Source organism: Pseudonocardia autotrophica (assembly GCF_003945385.1).
Taxonomy (GTDB): Bacteria; Actinomycetota; Actinomycetes; order Mycobacteriales; family Pseudonocardiaceae; genus Pseudonocardia; species Pseudonocardia autotrophica.
The window spans coordinates 3,793,800-3,810,152 of record NZ_AP018920.1 but is presented as its reverse complement, the minus strand read 5'-3'; the positions used below and the strand labels follow the sequence as shown (position 1 = coordinate 3,810,152).

Annotated in this window: 15 protein-coding genes; 11 read left to right on the top strand and 4 right to left on the bottom strand. The window is 74.7% G+C overall.

What is annotated here, in order from left to right:
* Window positions 1-16 precede the first annotated feature (16 nt).
* The 5 genes from Pdca_RS17750 to Pdca_RS17730 all read left to right on the top strand — a co-directional run bounded on the left by Pdca_RS17750 (window position 17) and on the right by Pdca_RS17730 (window position 6,893).
* A complete protein-coding gene (locus Pdca_RS17750) occupies window positions 17-1,123 on the top strand; it encodes an S-methyl thiohydantoin desulfurase family protein (protein WP_085911134.1) in 1,107 nt (368 codons plus the stop codon).
* A complete protein-coding gene (locus tag Pdca_RS17745; protein ID WP_085911133.1) occupies window positions 1,120-2,646 on the top strand; it encodes a hydantoinase/oxoprolinase family protein in 1,527 nt (508 codons plus the stop codon). Before Pdca_RS17750 ends, Pdca_RS17745 begins: the two co-directional genes overlap by 4 nt.
* A complete protein-coding gene (locus tag Pdca_RS17740) occupies window positions 2,643-4,304 on the top strand; it encodes a helix-turn-helix domain-containing protein (protein WP_085911132.1) in 1,662 nt (553 codons plus the stop codon). The genes Pdca_RS17745 and Pdca_RS17740 overlap by 4 nt, the downstream gene beginning before the upstream one ends.
* Before the next feature lie 307 nt (window positions 4,305-4,611).
* Window positions 4,612-6,255 (top strand): PucR family transcriptional regulator, encoded by a 1,644-nt coding sequence (locus Pdca_RS17735; RefSeq protein WP_125911453.1) that lies wholly within the window; start codon window positions 4,612-4,614, stop codon window positions 6,253-6,255.
* A gap of 155 nt (window positions 6,256-6,410) precedes the next feature.
* Window positions 6,411-6,893 carry a hypothetical protein gene (locus tag Pdca_RS17730; protein WP_125911452.1) on the top strand — a complete coding sequence of 161 codons (483 nt, stop codon included), beginning with the start codon at window positions 6,411-6,413 and terminating at the stop codon, window positions 6,891-6,893.
* Window positions 6,894-6,909: 16 nt separating this feature from the next.
* On the opposite strand, the gene Pdca_RS17725 is transcribed toward Pdca_RS17730, so the two are convergent.
* Window positions 6,910-8,094 (bottom strand): CaiB/BaiF CoA transferase family protein, encoded by a 1,185-nt coding sequence (locus tag Pdca_RS17725; protein ID WP_085911129.1) that lies wholly within the window; start codon window positions 8,092-8,094, stop codon window positions 6,910-6,912.
* A 113-nt stretch (window positions 8,095-8,207) separates the two neighbouring features.
* Here Pdca_RS17725 and Pdca_RS17720 point away from each other — a divergent pair, with 113 nt between their 5' ends.
* On the top strand, window positions 8,208-8,429 hold the full coding sequence (locus tag Pdca_RS17720) for a hypothetical protein (protein ID WP_085911128.1): 222 nt from the start codon (window positions 8,208-8,210) through the stop codon (window positions 8,427-8,429).
* Here the strand turns inward: Pdca_RS17720 and Pdca_RS17715 are convergent.
* Entirely contained in the window at window positions 8,381-8,770 is a 390-nt protein-coding gene (locus Pdca_RS17715) for a YchJ family protein (protein ID WP_085911127.1), read from the bottom strand. The two genes, Pdca_RS17720 and Pdca_RS17715, sit on opposite strands and share 49 nt — an antisense overlap.
* Before the next feature lie 37 nt (window positions 8,771-8,807).
* The gene (locus Pdca_RS17710) at window positions 8,808-9,755 is read right to left on the bottom strand and encodes an AraC family transcriptional regulator (RefSeq protein ID WP_125911451.1); all 948 of its coding nucleotides are present in this window, start codon (window positions 9,753-9,755) and stop codon (window positions 8,808-8,810) included.
* Between the two features lie 217 nt (window positions 9,756-9,972).
* On the opposite strand from Pdca_RS17710, the gene Pdca_RS17705 reads away from it, so the two are divergent.
* From Pdca_RS17705 to Pdca_RS17685, 5 genes are read left to right on the top strand one after another with little or no spacing between them, the layout of a single operon-like run.
* A complete protein-coding gene (locus Pdca_RS17705) occupies window positions 9,973-11,517 on the top strand; it encodes an AMP-binding protein (RefSeq protein ID WP_085911125.1) in 1,545 nt (514 codons plus the stop codon).
* Between the two features lie 17 nt (window positions 11,518-11,534).
* The gene (locus Pdca_RS17700; protein WP_085911124.1) at window positions 11,535-12,722 is read left to right on the top strand and encodes a lipid-transfer protein; all 1,188 of its coding nucleotides are present in this window, start codon (window positions 11,535-11,537) and stop codon (window positions 12,720-12,722) included.
* The gene (locus Pdca_RS17695) at window positions 12,719-13,483 is read left to right on the top strand and encodes a crotonase/enoyl-CoA hydratase family protein (RefSeq protein ID WP_085911123.1); all 765 of its coding nucleotides are present in this window, start codon (window positions 12,719-12,721) and stop codon (window positions 13,481-13,483) included. Before Pdca_RS17700 ends, Pdca_RS17695 begins: the two co-directional genes overlap by 4 nt.
* Window positions 13,480-14,286: an SDR family NAD(P)-dependent oxidoreductase gene (locus Pdca_RS17690; RefSeq protein ID WP_232021026.1), complete on the top strand. Its 807-nt coding sequence runs from the start codon at window positions 13,480-13,482 to the stop codon at window positions 14,284-14,286. The genes Pdca_RS17695 and Pdca_RS17690 overlap by 4 nt, the downstream gene beginning before the upstream one ends.
* Entirely contained in the window at window positions 14,283-15,074 is a 792-nt protein-coding gene (locus tag Pdca_RS17685; protein WP_307724019.1) for an SDR family oxidoreductase, read from the top strand. The genes Pdca_RS17690 and Pdca_RS17685 overlap by 4 nt, the downstream gene beginning before the upstream one ends.
* On the opposite strand, the gene Pdca_RS17680 is transcribed toward Pdca_RS17685, so the two are convergent.
* A complete protein-coding gene (locus tag Pdca_RS17680; protein ID WP_085911121.1) occupies window positions 15,020-16,312 on the bottom strand; it encodes a PucR family transcriptional regulator in 1,293 nt (430 codons plus the stop codon). The genes Pdca_RS17685 and Pdca_RS17680 overlap by 55 nt on opposite strands.
* Window positions 16,313-16,353 lie beyond the last annotated feature (41 nt).

Sequence of the window (16,353 nt, the reverse complement as noted above, 5' to 3'; positions counted from 1 at the left end):
GAGGCGGAGCGCGGCGATGGGGTGCGGCACCGGGAACTGGATCACCACGGGCTGGATCACCGAGGACGACGTCGACGACTTCGTCGGCGGCGCGGTGGTCCTGGGCAGCGGTGGCGGGGGAGACCCGTATCTGCCCCGGCAGATGCTGCGCGCCGCGCTGCGCCGGCACGGCCCGGTCCCGCTGGTGGACGCCGCCGAGCTGCCCCCCGAGTCGCTGGTGCTGCCGGTGCTGTCGGCCGGCACCCCGTCGGTGCTGGTCGAGATGTTCCACGGTGAGCACGAGAGCGCCCGGCTGCGGACGCTGTTCGAGACGGTCGCCGAGGGCAGCTGCTCGGCGGTGCTGCCGGTGCAGCTCGGCGCCGTCAACGCGATCGCGCCGGTGGTGGCCGCCGCCCAGCTGGGGCTGCCCTGCGTGGACGCCGACGTGATGCGCCGCTGCCTGCCGATGATCGAGGCGACCCTCCTCACTCTGGCCGGGATGAGCGCGTCCCCGGTGGTGGTGGTCGACTCCCGCGGCACCTCCGCGGTGTTCTCCGCCGACGACGCGGGCACCGTGTCCCGGCTGCTGCGCAGCGCGATGCCGCACATGGGGCTGGTCGCCCTGATCAGCGCCTACCGGCTGACCGCCGCCGAGTGTGCCCGGCTCGCGCCGCGCGGCGGGCTCACCGAGTGCGTCCGGATCGGCCGCGCGCTGCGCAGCTCGCCGGTCGTCGGCGATCCCGGGCCGCTGCTGGCGGTCACCGGCGGGCGGCTGCTGTTCTCCGGCGTTGTCCGGGAGCTGGTGCACCGGGCCACCGACGGGTTCCCGCGCGGCGTGGTGAGCATCGAGTCGGATCCGCCCGCCGACCGGCGCGGCGCGCGGATGCTGCGGGTCGACTTCCAGAACGAGAACCTGGTGGTCTCCGCCGACGGTGTGGTGGCGGTGACCGTGCCGGACGTGATCGACCTGATCGACCGGGACACCGGGGCGGTGCTGCAGACCGTGGACGTCGTCGTCGGGCAGCAGGTGCACGTGGTCGCACTGCCGGTCGACGAGCGCTGGCACCGGCCCGAGGGCTACGCACTGGCCGGGCCGCGGGCGTTCGGCCTCGACGTCGACCCGGTCCGGGTCGGGGAACCGTGAGCGGCGGGCGGCTGCTGCGGATCGGGATCGACCTGGGCCCCGGCCGGCCCACCGCGGTCCTGGTCGGCGCCGACGGCCGGATCCTGGCCCGGTGCGGGTGCCCGGCCGCGCCGTCCGATCCGGCCGGCACCGTGCGCCGGCTGCTCGCCGGGGTACTGCCGCCCGATCCCGGCCCGGTGCGCGCGGTGGTGAGCTGCCCCGGCCCGGCCGACCTGCTCGGTGATCCTCGGGTGTTGGACCGGGTCGGGGTGCTGCGGATCGGCGCCCCGGCGACGACCGGCGTCCCGCCGCTGACCGGCTGGCCCGGCGATCTCGCCGGCGCCGTGCGCGGTCCGGTCGCCGTCGTCGGCGGCGGGTACCTGCACGACGGATCGGAGATCGCGCCGCTGGACACCGGCGCGATCGGCGCGTTCGCCCGGCGCTGTGCCGGCGAGGTCGCCGCCGTCGCGGTCGCGGCGGTGTCCGGGAACCTCGATCCCGGGCACGAGCAGCGGGCCGCCGGGCTGCTCGGCGCGGTGCTCGGCCCGGATGTCCCGGTGGTCACCGCGCACGGTTACGGCGGCGTCGGCCTGCTGGAGCGGGAGAACACCGCCGTGCTGGACGCGGCGCTGGCCCGCCGGGCCGGTGCGCTCACCGCGGCGCTGGCCGGCGAGCTGGCGGCCGTCGCCGGCCCGGACGCCGAGCTGTACCTGATGGACGGCGGCGGGCACGTGCTGAGCCCGGAGCTGGCCGCCGCGCATCCGGTGCTGATGCTCGGTGCACCGCACGCCACCGCCCGTGCCGGGACGGCCCGGCTGACCGGGTCACCGACCCTGGTCGTGCTGGACTCGGGCGCCGAGGGCCTGCGGATCGGTGGCCTCGACGACGGGCTGGTGCCGGACACCGGGACGTTCCGGGAGGTCCGCGGCATCCGGCTGGCGGTGCGGACCGATCGGGTCGTGCACGTGCAGCCGGACCGGAGCGCCGGCCCGGCGGTGCTGCTGGGCCGGGTCCGGGCCGGGATCGTGCGGGTCGGTGCGGCTCTCGGGGGCGCACCGGTCGCGGTGGCGGGCACCGCCGATGTGGTTCCGGTCCCGCCGGAGGCCCGCCGGCCCGCGGACGCCGAGTGGGCGATCGCCTACGGCGCCGCGACCGCGGAGGCGTCGGCCACGGTGGACCGGCTGTTCCGGTTCGCCGACGGCTCACTCGCCGACGGGGTGCGACTGGCCCGGCGGTCCGCCCGCGACGGTGCGGTTCTGGCCGGGGCCGATCCGCGGCGGGTGCGGATCGGCACGGTGCGCGAGATGGCGATGACCTATGTACCGATGCCGTGTGTGCGGCTGCGGGTGACGGCGACCGGCCCGCTGGTGGACCCGGCCGGGACGGGCACGACGGTGGGCGCAACGACCGGGGAGCCGCAGGGGGAGCCACCGGGGGAGACGACGGGCGCGGCGGCCGGAGCGGTGGCGGGCGCGACGCCGAGGGAAACGCCAGGAGCGGCGGCGGGGGAGTCGTTGGGAGACACGACGGGGGAGACACGGTGAGCGGATCGACGGTCACGCTCGGCAGGCTGCTCGCGACCGGGCTGCTGCGCGGGCACGAGGTGCTCGGCGGTGCGGCCGGACTGGACCGGGCGGTGCGGATGGTCGTGCCCGGTGTGTCGGTGCACGCCGTCGAGGCGCTCGCGCCGGGCAGCGTGGTGGTGTTCGGGCCGGAGCAGCTCACCCTGGACCTGCCCGGCGCGGATCTGGCGCTGCGACTCGCGCACGGCGCCGGACTGGCCGGGATCATCGCGCAGCGGCCCGGCTCGGCCGTGCCACTCGCCACCCGCAGGCTCGCCGACCGGCTGGTCGTCCCACTGGTCGTGCTGGACGAGATCGCCCCTGCGTCGGTGGCCGCCGCGTTCGATCCCTACGTGCGGGCCCCGGAGATCGCCGGGCTGCGGATCCTCGGGACCACCGCGCAGCGCTTCCAGACCCCGTCCGCGGACGCCGGCCGGCTCACCCGGACGCTCGCCCAGACCCTCGGCGGGCCGGTGGCGCTGGTCGACGCGGAGTCCCGCTTCGTCGCGGGCGAGCCCGCCGTCCGGGACCTGATGGACCGGCCCGAGGTGCGGTCGCACCTGGTGGCGGCCCGCCCGGCGGCGGGCACCTTCGGGGTCGGCGAGGGCGACGCACTGCTCGTGCAACCCGTCCAGCTGGATCCGGACGCGCCGGCGAACTTCTGGCTCGCGGCCCGATTGCAGACGGTCACCGGCGCGCTGCTGGAACCGATCCGCCAGTCGATGGCGATCGCGGCGCTGTCCTACACCGCCTACGTCGCGCGCACCACCGCGTCGCTGGAGCGGACCGGGCGGCACCGCTCGCTGCTGCTCGGCGAGCTGCTCGACCAGGGCGACACTCCGTCACCGCGCGCGGTGGAGCGGGCCACCGCACTCGGCTGGCGGCTGGCGGGCAGGCACACCGCCGTGCAGATCGCGGTGCGTCCCGGCGGCGTCGTGCTGCGGCCCGGTGAGCCGGTCGCCGACCTCGACGAACGGCTGGCCGGGCACGGCATGCCGATGGGACTGGTCGAGCGTCCGGACGGGTGGGTGCTGTGGGCGACCACCGACTCGTCGGGCCCCACCGGTTCGTCGGGCAGCGCCGCTGCGTCGGGCTCCGCCGGTTCGTCGGGCTCAGCCGGCCCGGACCCGGCGGCGGCGGTCCGTGAGGCGGTGCGGGAGGCGCTGCTGTCGGTCGAGGCGGACCGGCCGGGACTGCGGCTGTGTGCCGGGATCGGCGCACCCCGCGACGGGCTGGCCGGGCTGCGCAGCTCCCTGGCCGAAGCCCGCCGGGGCTGCCTGCTGGCCGGTACCGAGGACGGGCCGGCGACCGTCGAGCACGTCGACGGGGTGAGCATGAAACGGATGCTGGTCGGCTGGTACAGCTCACCGGCGCTGCGTTCGGTGGCGGCCGAGGTGCTGACCCCGCTGCTGGAGGCCGACCCGCACGGCGAGCTGGTGCGCACCCTGCGCGGCTACCTGGACCGGGAGTCCTCGGCGACCGACACCGCCGCCGCGCTGGGGATGCACCGCAACACCGTGATGCAGCGGCTGGAACGGATCCGCGATCTGCTCCCGGTCGACCTCGACGACCCGGACGACCGCATCGTGGTGCACCTGGCGACCCGGGCGCTGGGCGTGGCCTGGGAGGAGCCCGACTGAGGGCGCTCCGGTGTGGGGCACGACGCAGCGGTGGACCGGGTCGGCGCGGCTACACTCCTGTCACATTCGTGTGTCGCGGCTCGGCCGGCGCTCACCCACAGCCCCGCGGAATTGCTGCGCCGCCGCTGAGCTGCAGCCGAGCCGCTGCTGACCTGCGACCGGGCCGGCCACCCGGTTGCCCCGGGTGCAGTCTGCACACCCCACCGGGCAGGCCGTGCAGTTCGCCCACAGACTGCGGACCGCAGTGTTCCTAACCTCACTCCGAGATCGCACGCCGACCGACGTGCCCGGAGAGGTGGTGACGCAGGTGAGCCTGACGGACCGGCGACCGGTGGAGAGCACACCCGCCCGGACGGACCGCTGTCCGGTCGTCCGGCTGGTGCCCACGGTCCTCGACGAGCCGCCGCCCCCACGGCTCGCCGATCTCCTCCTCGGGCCGGGCCGCGGTGTGCTCGACGTGCTCGCCGCGCCGCACGGGATCGACGGGTCGCTCGGTGGGGTCACGCTGTGGGACCCGCTGTCCGGGCGGCCGTGCGGACCCGACGATCTGCTGCTGGTCGCCGCGCCGTCGACGAGCACCGTGCTCGCCTGCCAGGCCGTCGCCGAGGCCGCCCGCGGCGGTGCCTGCGCGGTCGTCCTCAAGGGCGTCGAGGACGTCAGCGCGGTCCGGGACCGGGCCCGCCGGGCCGGGGTGACGGTGCTCGTCGCCGCGGACCGGGTCTGCTGGGACGACCTGTGCGTGCTCGCCCGCTCCCTGGTCCCGGCCGCCCGCCTCGGCCAGCGACCCGGCGGCGCCGCGCCGGATCTGTTCGGGCTGGCGGAGGCCACGGCGGCCGCCGCCGGCGGACCGGTGGAGATCGTCGACGCGGAGCTGCGGACGCTCGCGCACGCCGGGCTCGGGCATCCGGTCGACCCGCTGCGGGAGCGCTCGGTGCTGGACCGCCGGGCACCGGTCACCGCCCGCGACTGGTTCACCGGATCCGGTGCGGCACAACGGCTGCTCCGCAGTCGCGGGCCGGAGCGGGTGCTGTTCCCGGGTGCGGTGCCGCGGATGATGGCACCGGTCGTCGTCCGGGACGCGGTCGCCGGGTACGTGATCGTCGCCGAGGGCGGCGAGCCGCTGTCCGCGACCGTGCCGGACGTGCTGACCGAGGCGGCGGCCGTGGTCGCCGCCCGCCTGGCGGGCTCGCCGGACCCGGGCTCGCGCGGGCCCGGTGACCTCGCCGACGAGCTGCTGCGCGGGGCGCTGTCCGGGACCGGATCGGTGGAGGCGCTCGGCCGGCCCGCCGAGTGGACGCTGCTGGCGCTCCGGCCGGCCGGCGACGGCCCGGAACCGGCGATCACCGCACCCGCCGGGGCCTGTGTGCGGATGGTGTTCCCGGGTGCCGCGCTCACCCGGAGCGACGGCGCGATCTTCGTGCTGCTCCCCGGCCGGCGGGGTGCCGAGGCCGCCCAGCACGACGCGGAGACGGTGCGGAACCGGCTCTCGGCGCTGCACGGCGCGCGGTTCGTCGCCTGCGTCAGCGGCCGGGTGGACGCCGACTCCGATGTCGCGGGACTGGCCCGCCCGCTCGGCCGTGCCGCGACGGTGCTCGCCGGTCGCGGACGGCCGTCGGTCGCGAGTCTGAGCGACCTGCGCCCGTGGGCGGTGCTCGCCGAGCTGGGGGAGATCGCCCGCGACCGGCCCGGCCTGTTCGACGGCGCACTGGACGCCTCGCTCGATCACGACCCGGACCGTCGCGCCGAGGTGCTGGCCTCGCTGCTGGCCTGGTTCGACGCCGGCCGCGACGTCTCGGAGGCGGCCCGCAGGCTGTGCGTGCACCGCAACACCCTGCGCTACCGGTTGCAGCGGATCGAGGCGCGCAGCGGGATCAGCCTGGACGATCCCGTGCAGCGGTTCACCGTCGAGCTGCAGGTCCGGCTGCTGGCGCTCGGGCCGGCCACCGGCTGAACGGCGAATCGCGCCGCGGGCCAGCGACCGGAGCGCCCCGGACGGGCCACAACGGTTGACACCGTCGTTGGGGCTCACAACAGTCCACTGTGACCGGGTACGTCCGCCGCTGCCGGGCGTGCACGCCGACCATCGAGCTCAGCGGAGGAGCCGACATGTCACGTGTGCTCACACGGGTCGCCACAGTCGCACTGGTGGCGGTCGCAGCCCTGTTCGTCTCGCCGGGAATCGGCCTGGCCTGGTACTACGAGCAGGGGTTCAGCAAGTACCTGCCGTGCGCGTCGGTGCCGGCCCGCGGCGAGACCATCCCGCTGGCGCGGACCGGTGAACCGGCGGAGGGCCACACCAGCAGATGGACCTTCCCGGCGACGACGACCTACAGCGACGCGCTCCGCTCGACGAAGAAGACCTGGCAGTACCGCGCCGTCTCGTTCCGCGTCGTCGACCCGGGCACGTGCGTCAACGGCAACCGCAACGTGCGGATGACCTACGCGGCCTACGAACACCGCGAGAACCGGACCGACTACGTCAAGGCGGGAGACGGGGAGATGCTGGCGCCGGGCTGGCCCGCCGAGGGCGTCGTCTCGGAGTGGCGCCCCGGGGTCGGGCCGCATCCCATTCCCGGCGGCCAGCCGTAGCGAGGCTCGGCCCGGCTCAGTCCTGATCGAGCCAGGCCCGCACCTGCGCGGAGTCGGCACCCAGCGGCGGCGGCGAGCGCCGGTAGGACGGCGGGGTCCGCGACCAGGTCACCGGATTGCGCACGGTGGGGACGCCCGCTTCGTCCGGCGCCCGCACGACCGGCTCCAGGCCCAGCTGCTCGGCCAGCGCGACACCGCCGTCGACCGAGTTGATCGGCCCGCACGGCACGCCCACCTCGGTGATCGCGGTGTACCACTCCTGCGCGGTGCGGGTGGCGAGCCGGGCCCGCAACCGCTGCTCGATCTCGGCGCGGTGGCCGATCCGGTCCGACATCGTCGCGAAGCGGGGGTCCTCGGCCATCGCCGGGTCGCCGAGCACGGTCGCGAGCCTGCGGAACTGCCCGTCGTTGCCTGCGATCACGATGAGATCGCCGTCCTTGCAGGGCATCGGCTGGTAGGGGAAGACGCTCGGGTGCTCGTTGCCCATCCGGTGCGGCACGGCTCCCGCGGCGACGTAGGCCTCGGTCTGGTTGACCAGGGTCGACAGCGCCACCGACAGCAGGTTCGTCTCCAGCAGCTGACCCTCCCCGGTGCGTTCCCGGTGCCGCAGCGCCGCGGTGACCGCCAGCGCCGCGTGCAGGCCGGTGAGCACGTCGAACACCGCGACCCCGGCCCGGTAGGGCGGGCCGTCGGCCGGGCCGGTCACGCTCATCAGGCCGGACACCGCCTGCACCAGCAGGTCGTAGCCGGGCAGGTGGGCGCCGCCGAGCGGGCCGAAGCCGGAGATCGAGCAGTAGACGACCGACGGGTTCTGCGCCGCGACCGAGGCGTGATCGAGCCCGAAGCGGGCCATCCCGCCCGGCTTCATGTTCTCCACCAGCACGTCCGCCCGGTGCGCCAGCCGCCGTGCCACCGCCAGATCGCCGGGGTCCTTCAGGTCCAGCACGATCGACCGCTTGTTCCGGTTGATCGAGAGGTAGTAGGTGGCCGTCCCGTCGTGCACCGGCGGCTTCCAGGTGCGGGTGTCGTCGCCGCCGGGGCCCTCGACCTTGATCACGGTCGCGCCGAGATCGGCCAGCATCATGGTGGCGTACGGGCCGGCCAGCACCCGGGAGAAGTCGGCGACCAGCACGCCGTCCAGCGGGCCGCCGGTCGGTGCGTCGCCGAGTCCAGGGCCGTCCTGCGTCGGGGAGTGATCCACGTACCGGGACGTTATCCCCGCCCGGACGACGTGTCAGGGGCTGGCGGGATGTTGTCGAGAATCGGCGTTGCTGCCGATTCCGTGCGGGAGCGTCCGCGGCCACGATCGACGCCATGAGCAGCGACGACAGCACACTCGTCCGGATCCTGACCGGCCTCGGCCGCACCGTGCGCGAGCTGGGCCGCGCGCAGGAGGACCTGTGGGCCCGGCTGGACCGGATCGACCCGGCGCCCGGCGAGGCCCTGCACTGGGAACCGGGGATCTCCGGCTGGCGACTGCACGGCTCCTACCTGCCGGAGCCGCCGGATCCGGGATCGAGCTCGCCGTCGACGTAGAACCAGCGACCGTCCTCCCGGACGAAGCGGCTCCGCTCGTGCAGCGTCCCGTCGTGGCGCTGCGCCCGGAACTCGACGACGCCCTCGGCGTCGAACATCGCGCCGCCGGAGCGCGCGACGATCTCCAGGCCGGTCCAGACCGATCCGGGTTCCAGCCGCAGCCGGCGCGGCCGGGTCGAGGGATGCCAGGAGGCGAGCAGATGCGCGCTGTCGCCCCGCACGAATGCGGTGTAGCGGCTGCGCATCAGGTCCTCGGCGGTCGCCGCGGGTCTGCCGCCCAGCACCGGCCCGCAACACGCCTGCTCCGGGCGGGTACGGCCACAGGGACAGTTCGCCGACATCCGCCCAGTATCCGGGTCGGGGGGTGCCCCGGACGCGTCAGCCCCCGCCGCGCACCGATCGCGGGCTGACACCGAACATGTCGCGGAACGCCGTGCTGAAGGTGCCGGCCGACCGGAAGCCGGACCGGTGGGCGATCTCGGTGACCGACATCGTCCGATGGGCCGGGCCGACGAGAAGGGCCCGCGCGCGAACCAGCCGTTCCTCCCGGATGAGTTCGCGCGCCGTCGTGCCGGCCCGCTGCAGGGCGAGCTGCACCTGACGGGTCGACCATCCCAGCGCCGCCGCGGCCGATGCGGCGTTGAGGTCCGGGTCGTCGGCGTGCTCGCGGACGTACCGCCGGACGGCGAGCTCGATCTCGCCGAGCCGCCCGTGGCCGGGCCCCGTCTGCCCGGCGATCACCATGCCGGTCAGCTCGCCGAGCCGCTCGAGCGCCGCGTCGAAATGATCCGCCGGGAGCCGCTCCTGGGCCAGGGTGCTCTGGAGTACCGCCCGGACGACGGCGCCCAGCCCGGTGCTCAGGTCGATCGGCGGGGTGCCGTCGGCCGACCGCCCGGTGTGCCGTGCGATCTCGTGGCCGGTCATGGTCAGCACGACCAGCTCGCAGTCCCGGCTGTGGGTCACCTCGAACGGCTGATCCATCCGCACCAGCGCGGCGGTGCCCGCGTCGAGCACGACGGGGCTGCGGTCGCCGCCGAGCGCGACCCGGCCGCGGGACGGCACGACGAGCAGGCAGCTGTCGATCCCATCGGCCCGGATGTGCCGGCCGGTACGCCGGTAGCGGATCGGCGAGGATCCCCAGCGCAGCAGCTGGTAGCGGCGGCTGTGGGTCCGGGTGAGCGCACCGCGGAACTCGGCCCGGTCCCCGAAGTCGCAGCTCATCGAGCCCTGCACGGCGGTCGTGAGAGTCCGCCAGCTGTCCCGCGCTCGGGCCACCGGCACGTCCCGGATCGCCGTGTACTCGCTGCGGACCTCATCGTCCGGCATCTCGTCCACCCTCCGGTCGTGACCGGCATCCGGCGCAGCGTAGCGGGCGGACGGACGGATACCGAGCGGGTGTGCTCCTGTGCCCGTCCACCACCACACGGTGGTCGCTCACTCCATTGGGCCGCCCCCGGCGGCTTCCTAGCGTGGAGTGCACGCCCGGTGCAGGCCACCGGAGGCCGGGCGCACTCACGACCGGCCCGACCCCGGAGGACGACGGATGGACCTCTCGACCCTGATCCGGTCCGGCGCACGCGAGCACCCCGAGCACATCGCACTGCGGTGCGATGCGGTGACCCTCACCTACCGCGATCTCCACGAGCGCTCGTGCCGGCTGGACAACGCACTGGCCGATCTCGGTGTCCGGGCCGGTGACCGCGTCGCCACCCTGACCGACAACAGCCCGGAGTCGCTGGAGCTGATCCTGGGGATCGCGCTCGGCGGCTACGTCCGGGCATCGCTCTACACACACAACACCGCGTCGACGAACGTCGGACTGCTGAACGCGATCGGCGCGACGGTGCTGATCGCGCAGCGTTCGCAGCACGACCTGATCGCCCCACACCTCGGTGCGGTCGCCGGGCTGCGGCACGTGATCGTGCTCGACGGCCCGGCCCCGGACGGCGTGCATGCCTACGACGAGCTGCTCGCCGCCGCAGCACCCGGCGACCGCGGCGTCGAGCCGGACCCGGATGCACCCCAGACGATCCGGTTCTCGGCCGGGACGACCGGCACACCGAAGGGCATCGTGCACTCCTGCCGGGCCTGGACCGGCCTCGGCACCGAGACCGCCGCCGCGCTGATGGAGCTCGGCCCCGACGACACCTATCTCGCCGCGGGCCCGCTGGCACACGCGACGATCATGCCGGTCTTCGGGGTGCTGGCCGCCGGCGGTTCGGTGGTGGTGCTGCGCGCCTTCGAACCGGGTGCGTTCCTCGCCGCGATCGAGCGGCATCGCTGCACCGTGACCTTCGGCGTCCCCACGATGGTCCAGGTGGCGGCCGCCCATCCGGCGGCCGCGGACACCGATGTGAGCAGCCTGCGCCAGTTCGTCTACGGCGGCTCCCCGATGACCGGGAAGGCGCTGACCCGCGCCAGGGAGGTCTTCGGCGAGGTGATGTTGCAGCTCTACGGCCAGAGCGAGGTCGCACCGGTGACGGTGCTCTCCCCGGCCGATCACCTCGCCGAGGGCGGCCGCTGGTTGCGTTCGGCGGGGCGCGCGACCCCGAACACCCGCATCACGATCGTCGACGATCAGGGAGATCCGGTGCCGACCGGCGCGGTCGGTGAGGTCGCGGCGCACAACCCCACCGTGTTCGACGGGATCTGGGCCGATCCGGAAGCCACCCGGGCCCGGTTGCTGGCCGACGGGTCCGTGCTCACCCGGGACATGGGCTACCTCGACGAGCACGGTTTCCTGTTCCTGACCGACCGCAAGGAAGACATGATCATCTCCGGCGGCTTCAACATCTGGCCGACCGAGATCGAGAACGCCCTGGCCGAGCATCCGGCGGTCCGCGAGGCCTCGGTGGTCGGGATCCCGCACGACAAGTGGGGCGAGACGCCCCTGGCACTGGTGGTGTCGCAGCCGGGCACCGAGGTCACCGAGGACGAGCTGATCGCCTGGACCCGGGAGCGCCTCGGGCCGGTGAAGCGGGTGACCACCGTGCGGTTCGGCACCGAGCTGCCGAAGACCCCGGTCGGGAAGGTGCTGCGCCGCGAGGTTCGCGCGCTGCACGCCCCGATCGACCCCCCGACGAGTTGAGGAGCAGGACCCCCGCGATGAGACGTGCATTCGTGCTCGGTGTCGGCATGACCGAGTTCAGCAAGCCAGGACGTCCCGACCCGAACTATCCCGAACTCGCCCACCGAGCGGCCGACGCCGCCCTGCACGACGCCGGGATCGGCTACCCGCAGGTCGAACAGGCCTGTGTCGGGTTCGTGCACGCCGACTCGACCGCGGGACAGCGCGCGGTCTACGAGCTCGGGATGACCGGGATCCCGGTCATGAACGTCAACAACAACTGTGCGAGCGGCTCGTCGGCGCTGCTCTACGCCCGCCAGCTGGTGCAGGGCGGACTCGCCGACTGCGTGCTGGCGCTGGGCTTCGAGAAGATGCAGCGCGGTTCGCTCGGTACCCCGAACCACCCGCATGCGGCGAACCCGATCGAGAAGTTCCTCGAGGCGCTGTCCGGGCTGCACGAGCCGTTCGGAGCGCCGGTGGTGCTGGAGATGTTCCGGGCCGCGGGCACCGAGCACATGCAGCGGTTCGGCACCACACCCGAGCAGTTCGCCAAGGTCGCCGAGAAGAACCACAGGCACTCCGCCGGCAACCCGTACGCCCAGTTCCGCGACGTCCACACGCTCGACGAGATCCTCGCCTCCACCGAGGTCTGCCCGCCGCTGACCAAGCTGCAGTGCTCGCCGACCTCGGACGGGGCGGCGGCGGCGATCGTCGTCTCGGAGGACGTCGTCGACCGCCTCGGTGCCGCGGACCGCGCGGTGGAGATCGTCGCCCAGACACTGGCGACCGACACCGCGGAGGCCTACGACAGCGCCGTGAACATCGTCGGCACCCCGATCTCGCGGCGGGCCGCGCGCCAGGTCTACGAGCAGGCCGGCGTCGGGCCGGAGGATCTCGACGTGATCGAGCTGCACGACTGCTTCTCGATCAACGAGATCCTCACCTACGAGGCGCTCGGGTTGTGCCCGGAGGGCGAGGGCGGCGCCCTCGTCGACTCCGGGGACACCACCTACGGCGGCCGGTGGGTGGTGAACCCGTCCGGTGGCCTGATCTCCAAGGGCCATCCGCTCGGTGCGACCGGGCTCGCCCAGTGCGCCGAGCTGAGCTGGCAGCTGCGCGGCGAGGCGGGCCCCCGCCAGGTCGACGGTGCCCGCCTCGCGCTGGCGCACAACGTCGGCATCGGCAGCGCCGGGATCGTCACCCTCTACCGGATGGCCCAGTCGTGAGCGGCCCGGTGCTGGTGGAGCGACGGGACACGATCGCCGTCCTCACGATCAACCGGCCGGAGCGCCGCAACGCCTTCGACCGGGCGACGGCCGAGGCGATGGAGGCCGCGATCGACGCCTTCGAGGCCGACGAGAGCCTGCGGGTCGCGGTGCTCACCGGCGCGGGCGGCACCTTCTGCGCCGGACAGGACCTGAAGGCCGCGGCCCGCGGGGAGATCGGCCGGACCGAGCGGCGTGGTGGCGGCGGGATGATGGCCCTCCCGCCGGACAAGCCGATCATCGCTGCGGTCGAGGGATACGCGCTCGGCGGCGGGATGGAGCTCGCGCTGGCCTGCGACCTGGTCGTCGCGGCACGGGGCGCCCGGATGGGCCTGCCCGAGGCACGCCGGGGGCTCCCCGCGATGGGCGGGGGATTGTTCCGGCTGCCCCGCCGGATCCCCTACGCGCCGGCGATGGAGGCCGCGCTGACCGGGCTGCCGTGGGACGCCGAGCGCTACCACGAGCTCGGGCTGGTCAACCGGCTGGCCGCCGAGGGACAGGCGCTGGAGGTCGCCCTCGAGCTCGCCGCCGAGGTCGCCGCGGGCGGACCGGTCGCGGTCCGGGCGAGCAAGGCGGTCGTGAAGCACGGTCCGGAGTGGACCGACGCGGAGAGCTGGACGGCCCAGCAGCGTTTCGTCGACGAGGTGCTGGCGTCCGAGGACTACCGCGAGGGCCTGGCGGCCTTCGCCGAGAAGCGGGATCCGGTATGGAAGGGACGGTGAGCCCGGTGGGTGCGGACGGGACCGATGTGCAGGGCCGGGTCGCGCTGGTCACCGGCGCCGGCCAGGGCGTCGGCAGGCAGGTCGCGCTGGATCTGGCGGCACACGGCGCGAGCGCGGTGCTGGTGAACGACGTGGACCCGGCCCGGGCCGACGCGGTGGCCGCTGAGATCCACGCGCAGGGCGGGACGGCGACCGGCGTCGCCTGCGACGTCACCGACTACGAGGCGGTCGGCGAGATGTTCGCCATGGCCCGCAGCGAGCACGGCCCGGTGGGGGTGCTGGTGAACAACGCAGGCAACCAGGGCGGTGGGGGAGCGGCGCCGCCGACGCTGCCGTTCTGGGAACAGGGCCCGGAGCACTGGTCGCCGTCGCTCGGGGTCAACCTGCACGGCGTGCTGCACTGCGCGCGGCACGCGCTGGCACAGATGGTGGAGGCCGGGGACGGGGGCCGGATCGTCACGGTCATCTCGGACGCGGGCCGGGTCGGCGAGATCGGCGGCCTGGAGGCCTACTCCGCGGCCAAAGCCGGCGCGGCGGGTCTCACCCGGGCATTGGCCCGGGCCGGTGGCCGGCACGCGGTGACCGCGAACAGTGTCGCGCTCGGTGCCACCCGGACCCCGGCGACCGAGCAATACCTGGCCGATCCGGCGCTGCGCAAGCAGCTGCTGGGCCGGTACATGGTGCGCCGGATCGGTGAGCCGTCGGACGCCTCGGCGATGATCGTGTTCCTGGCCTCGCATGGCGCCTCCTGGATCACCGGCCAGACCATGCCGGTGAACGGCGGCTACTCGGTGACCCTGTGAGCGACCGGGCCCCGGCCGCGGGGCTGTTCGACATGACCGACCGGAACGTACTGGTGACCGGCGGGACCAGCGGTATCGGGCTGATGATCGCGGAGGGCCTGGTGGCGGCCGGGGCCCGGGTACTGGTGTCCTCGCGCAAGCCCGCCGCCTGCGCGGAGACCGCCGCTGCGCTCGGCCCGCGGTGCACCGGCGTGCCGGCCGACGTCGGCACCCCGGACGCGGCCCGGATCCTCGCCGCGGCCGTCGACTCACACTTCGACGGCCGGCTCGACGTGCTGGTCAACAACGCGGGAGCCACCTGGGGCGCTCCGCTGGAGGACTTCCCCGACGAGGCGTGGGACAAGCTGGTCAGGGTCAACCTGACCGGTGTCTTCCGCCTCACGACGTCGCTGCTGCCCGCGTTGCGGGCGACCGCGACCGCCGACCACCCGGCCCGGGTGATCACCATCGGCTCGCTGGTCGGGCTGCGGGTCACCGAGCTGGAGAACTACCCGTACAGCGCCACCAAGGCTGCCGTGCACATGCTGACCCGGCACCTGGGGCGTCGGCTGGCCGGCGAGCACATCACGGTCAACGCGATCGCCCCCGGCTACTTCGTCAGCCGGATGAGTGCGTACGTGGCCGACGACCCGGACGCCAGGGCCGCGGTTGCCGCGGGCATCCCCGGCGGGCGGTGGGGTCGCCCCGACGACATCGTCGGGGCGACCGTGTTCCTCTCCTCGCGGGCCGGTTCCTATCTGACCGGCGTCGTGCTGCCGGTCGACGGCGGCGTCCACGGCTGCACCTGAGCCGGATCCGGCCCGGGGACCAGCCGGGCCAGCTCGGTGGCGGTACGCAGCGCCAGATCAGCGGGATCCACCGGGCGGCCCAGCAGCGACTCGATCCGCTCGACCCGTTTGACCACCGTGTTGGGGTGCACGTGCAGCCTGCGGGCGGTCCGGGTCGGGCTGCCGAGCTCGGTCAGGTGCACCCGCAGCGTCTCCAGCAGCCGGTCCGCCTCCTCGCCCCCGGCGACGAGCCTGCCCAGGGTGCGGACCACGAACGTGGTCGCGGCCGCGGAGTCGCGGGAGGCCAGCGCCAGCACCGCGACGTCGTCGAACAGCACCGTCCCCGTAGCCCCCATCCGGCGGGCGACCCGGCGGGCCTGGCGGGCCTCGTCGTGGGTGGTCCGGAACCCGGCCGGCCCGGTGGCCGGGCCACCCCAGGCGATGTGCACACCCGCCGGGAGGGCACGCCGCGCCGCGAGCTCACGCCAGCCGTCACCGCGACAGGCCAGCCAGCCGCGGATCGACCGGCCGTCCGCGGGCACCCGCAGCTGGCGCTGCGGCCGGATCAGCTCGACCAGCGACCGGACCGCACCGTCGAGCCGGTCCAGGTCGGAGCCGCGTTCGGTCCAGGCGACGTAGCCGACGTGCCGGGTCCCCAGGTCGTAGCCGAGCTCGCGCTGTGCGGCATCGGGATCCACCGTGCCGGCGAGCAGGCCGGCGACCAGGTCGGCCCGGTGCGATGCGGCGCGCCGCTCCAGCAGCGCCTGCTCGGTCCCGTAGAGCGACGCGGTGCGCTCGCTCGCGGTCCGGAAGTAGGCGAACAGCCGGGCCGCGGCCCACTCCAGCACGGCCGCCCGCTCGGCCGGGGAGGGCCGGGGGTCACCGGTGCGCAGCGCCACGACGAGGTGTTTCCACAACGCCGCGTGCAGGGTCTCGAACGAGCGCAGCAGCACCGGCAGCGGGACCGCCTCGTGCCGGGCGAGCGCACGGGTGTAGCGCGACACCATCGCCGGCATGGCGATCTCGGCGTCCGGGTCGTCGGGGGCGAAACAGCGGCTCAGCGTGTCCAGGTGCACCCGTACCGCGTCCCGGACGTGTCGGTCCGGGTCCTCGGCGGCGACCAGGATCTCGGGGATCGCCGAGGTGAGCGCCGCGACCAGCGAGTCGAGCACCATGTCGGGATCGCGCCGCAACCAACCGGCCAGCCAGGCCTGCGGGGCGGTTCCGCCCGCGCGGCCGATCGTCGTCGATCGGGTCATGACCGGACCCTGGCCCCGCCGGCAGGCCCCGGCAACCGGCG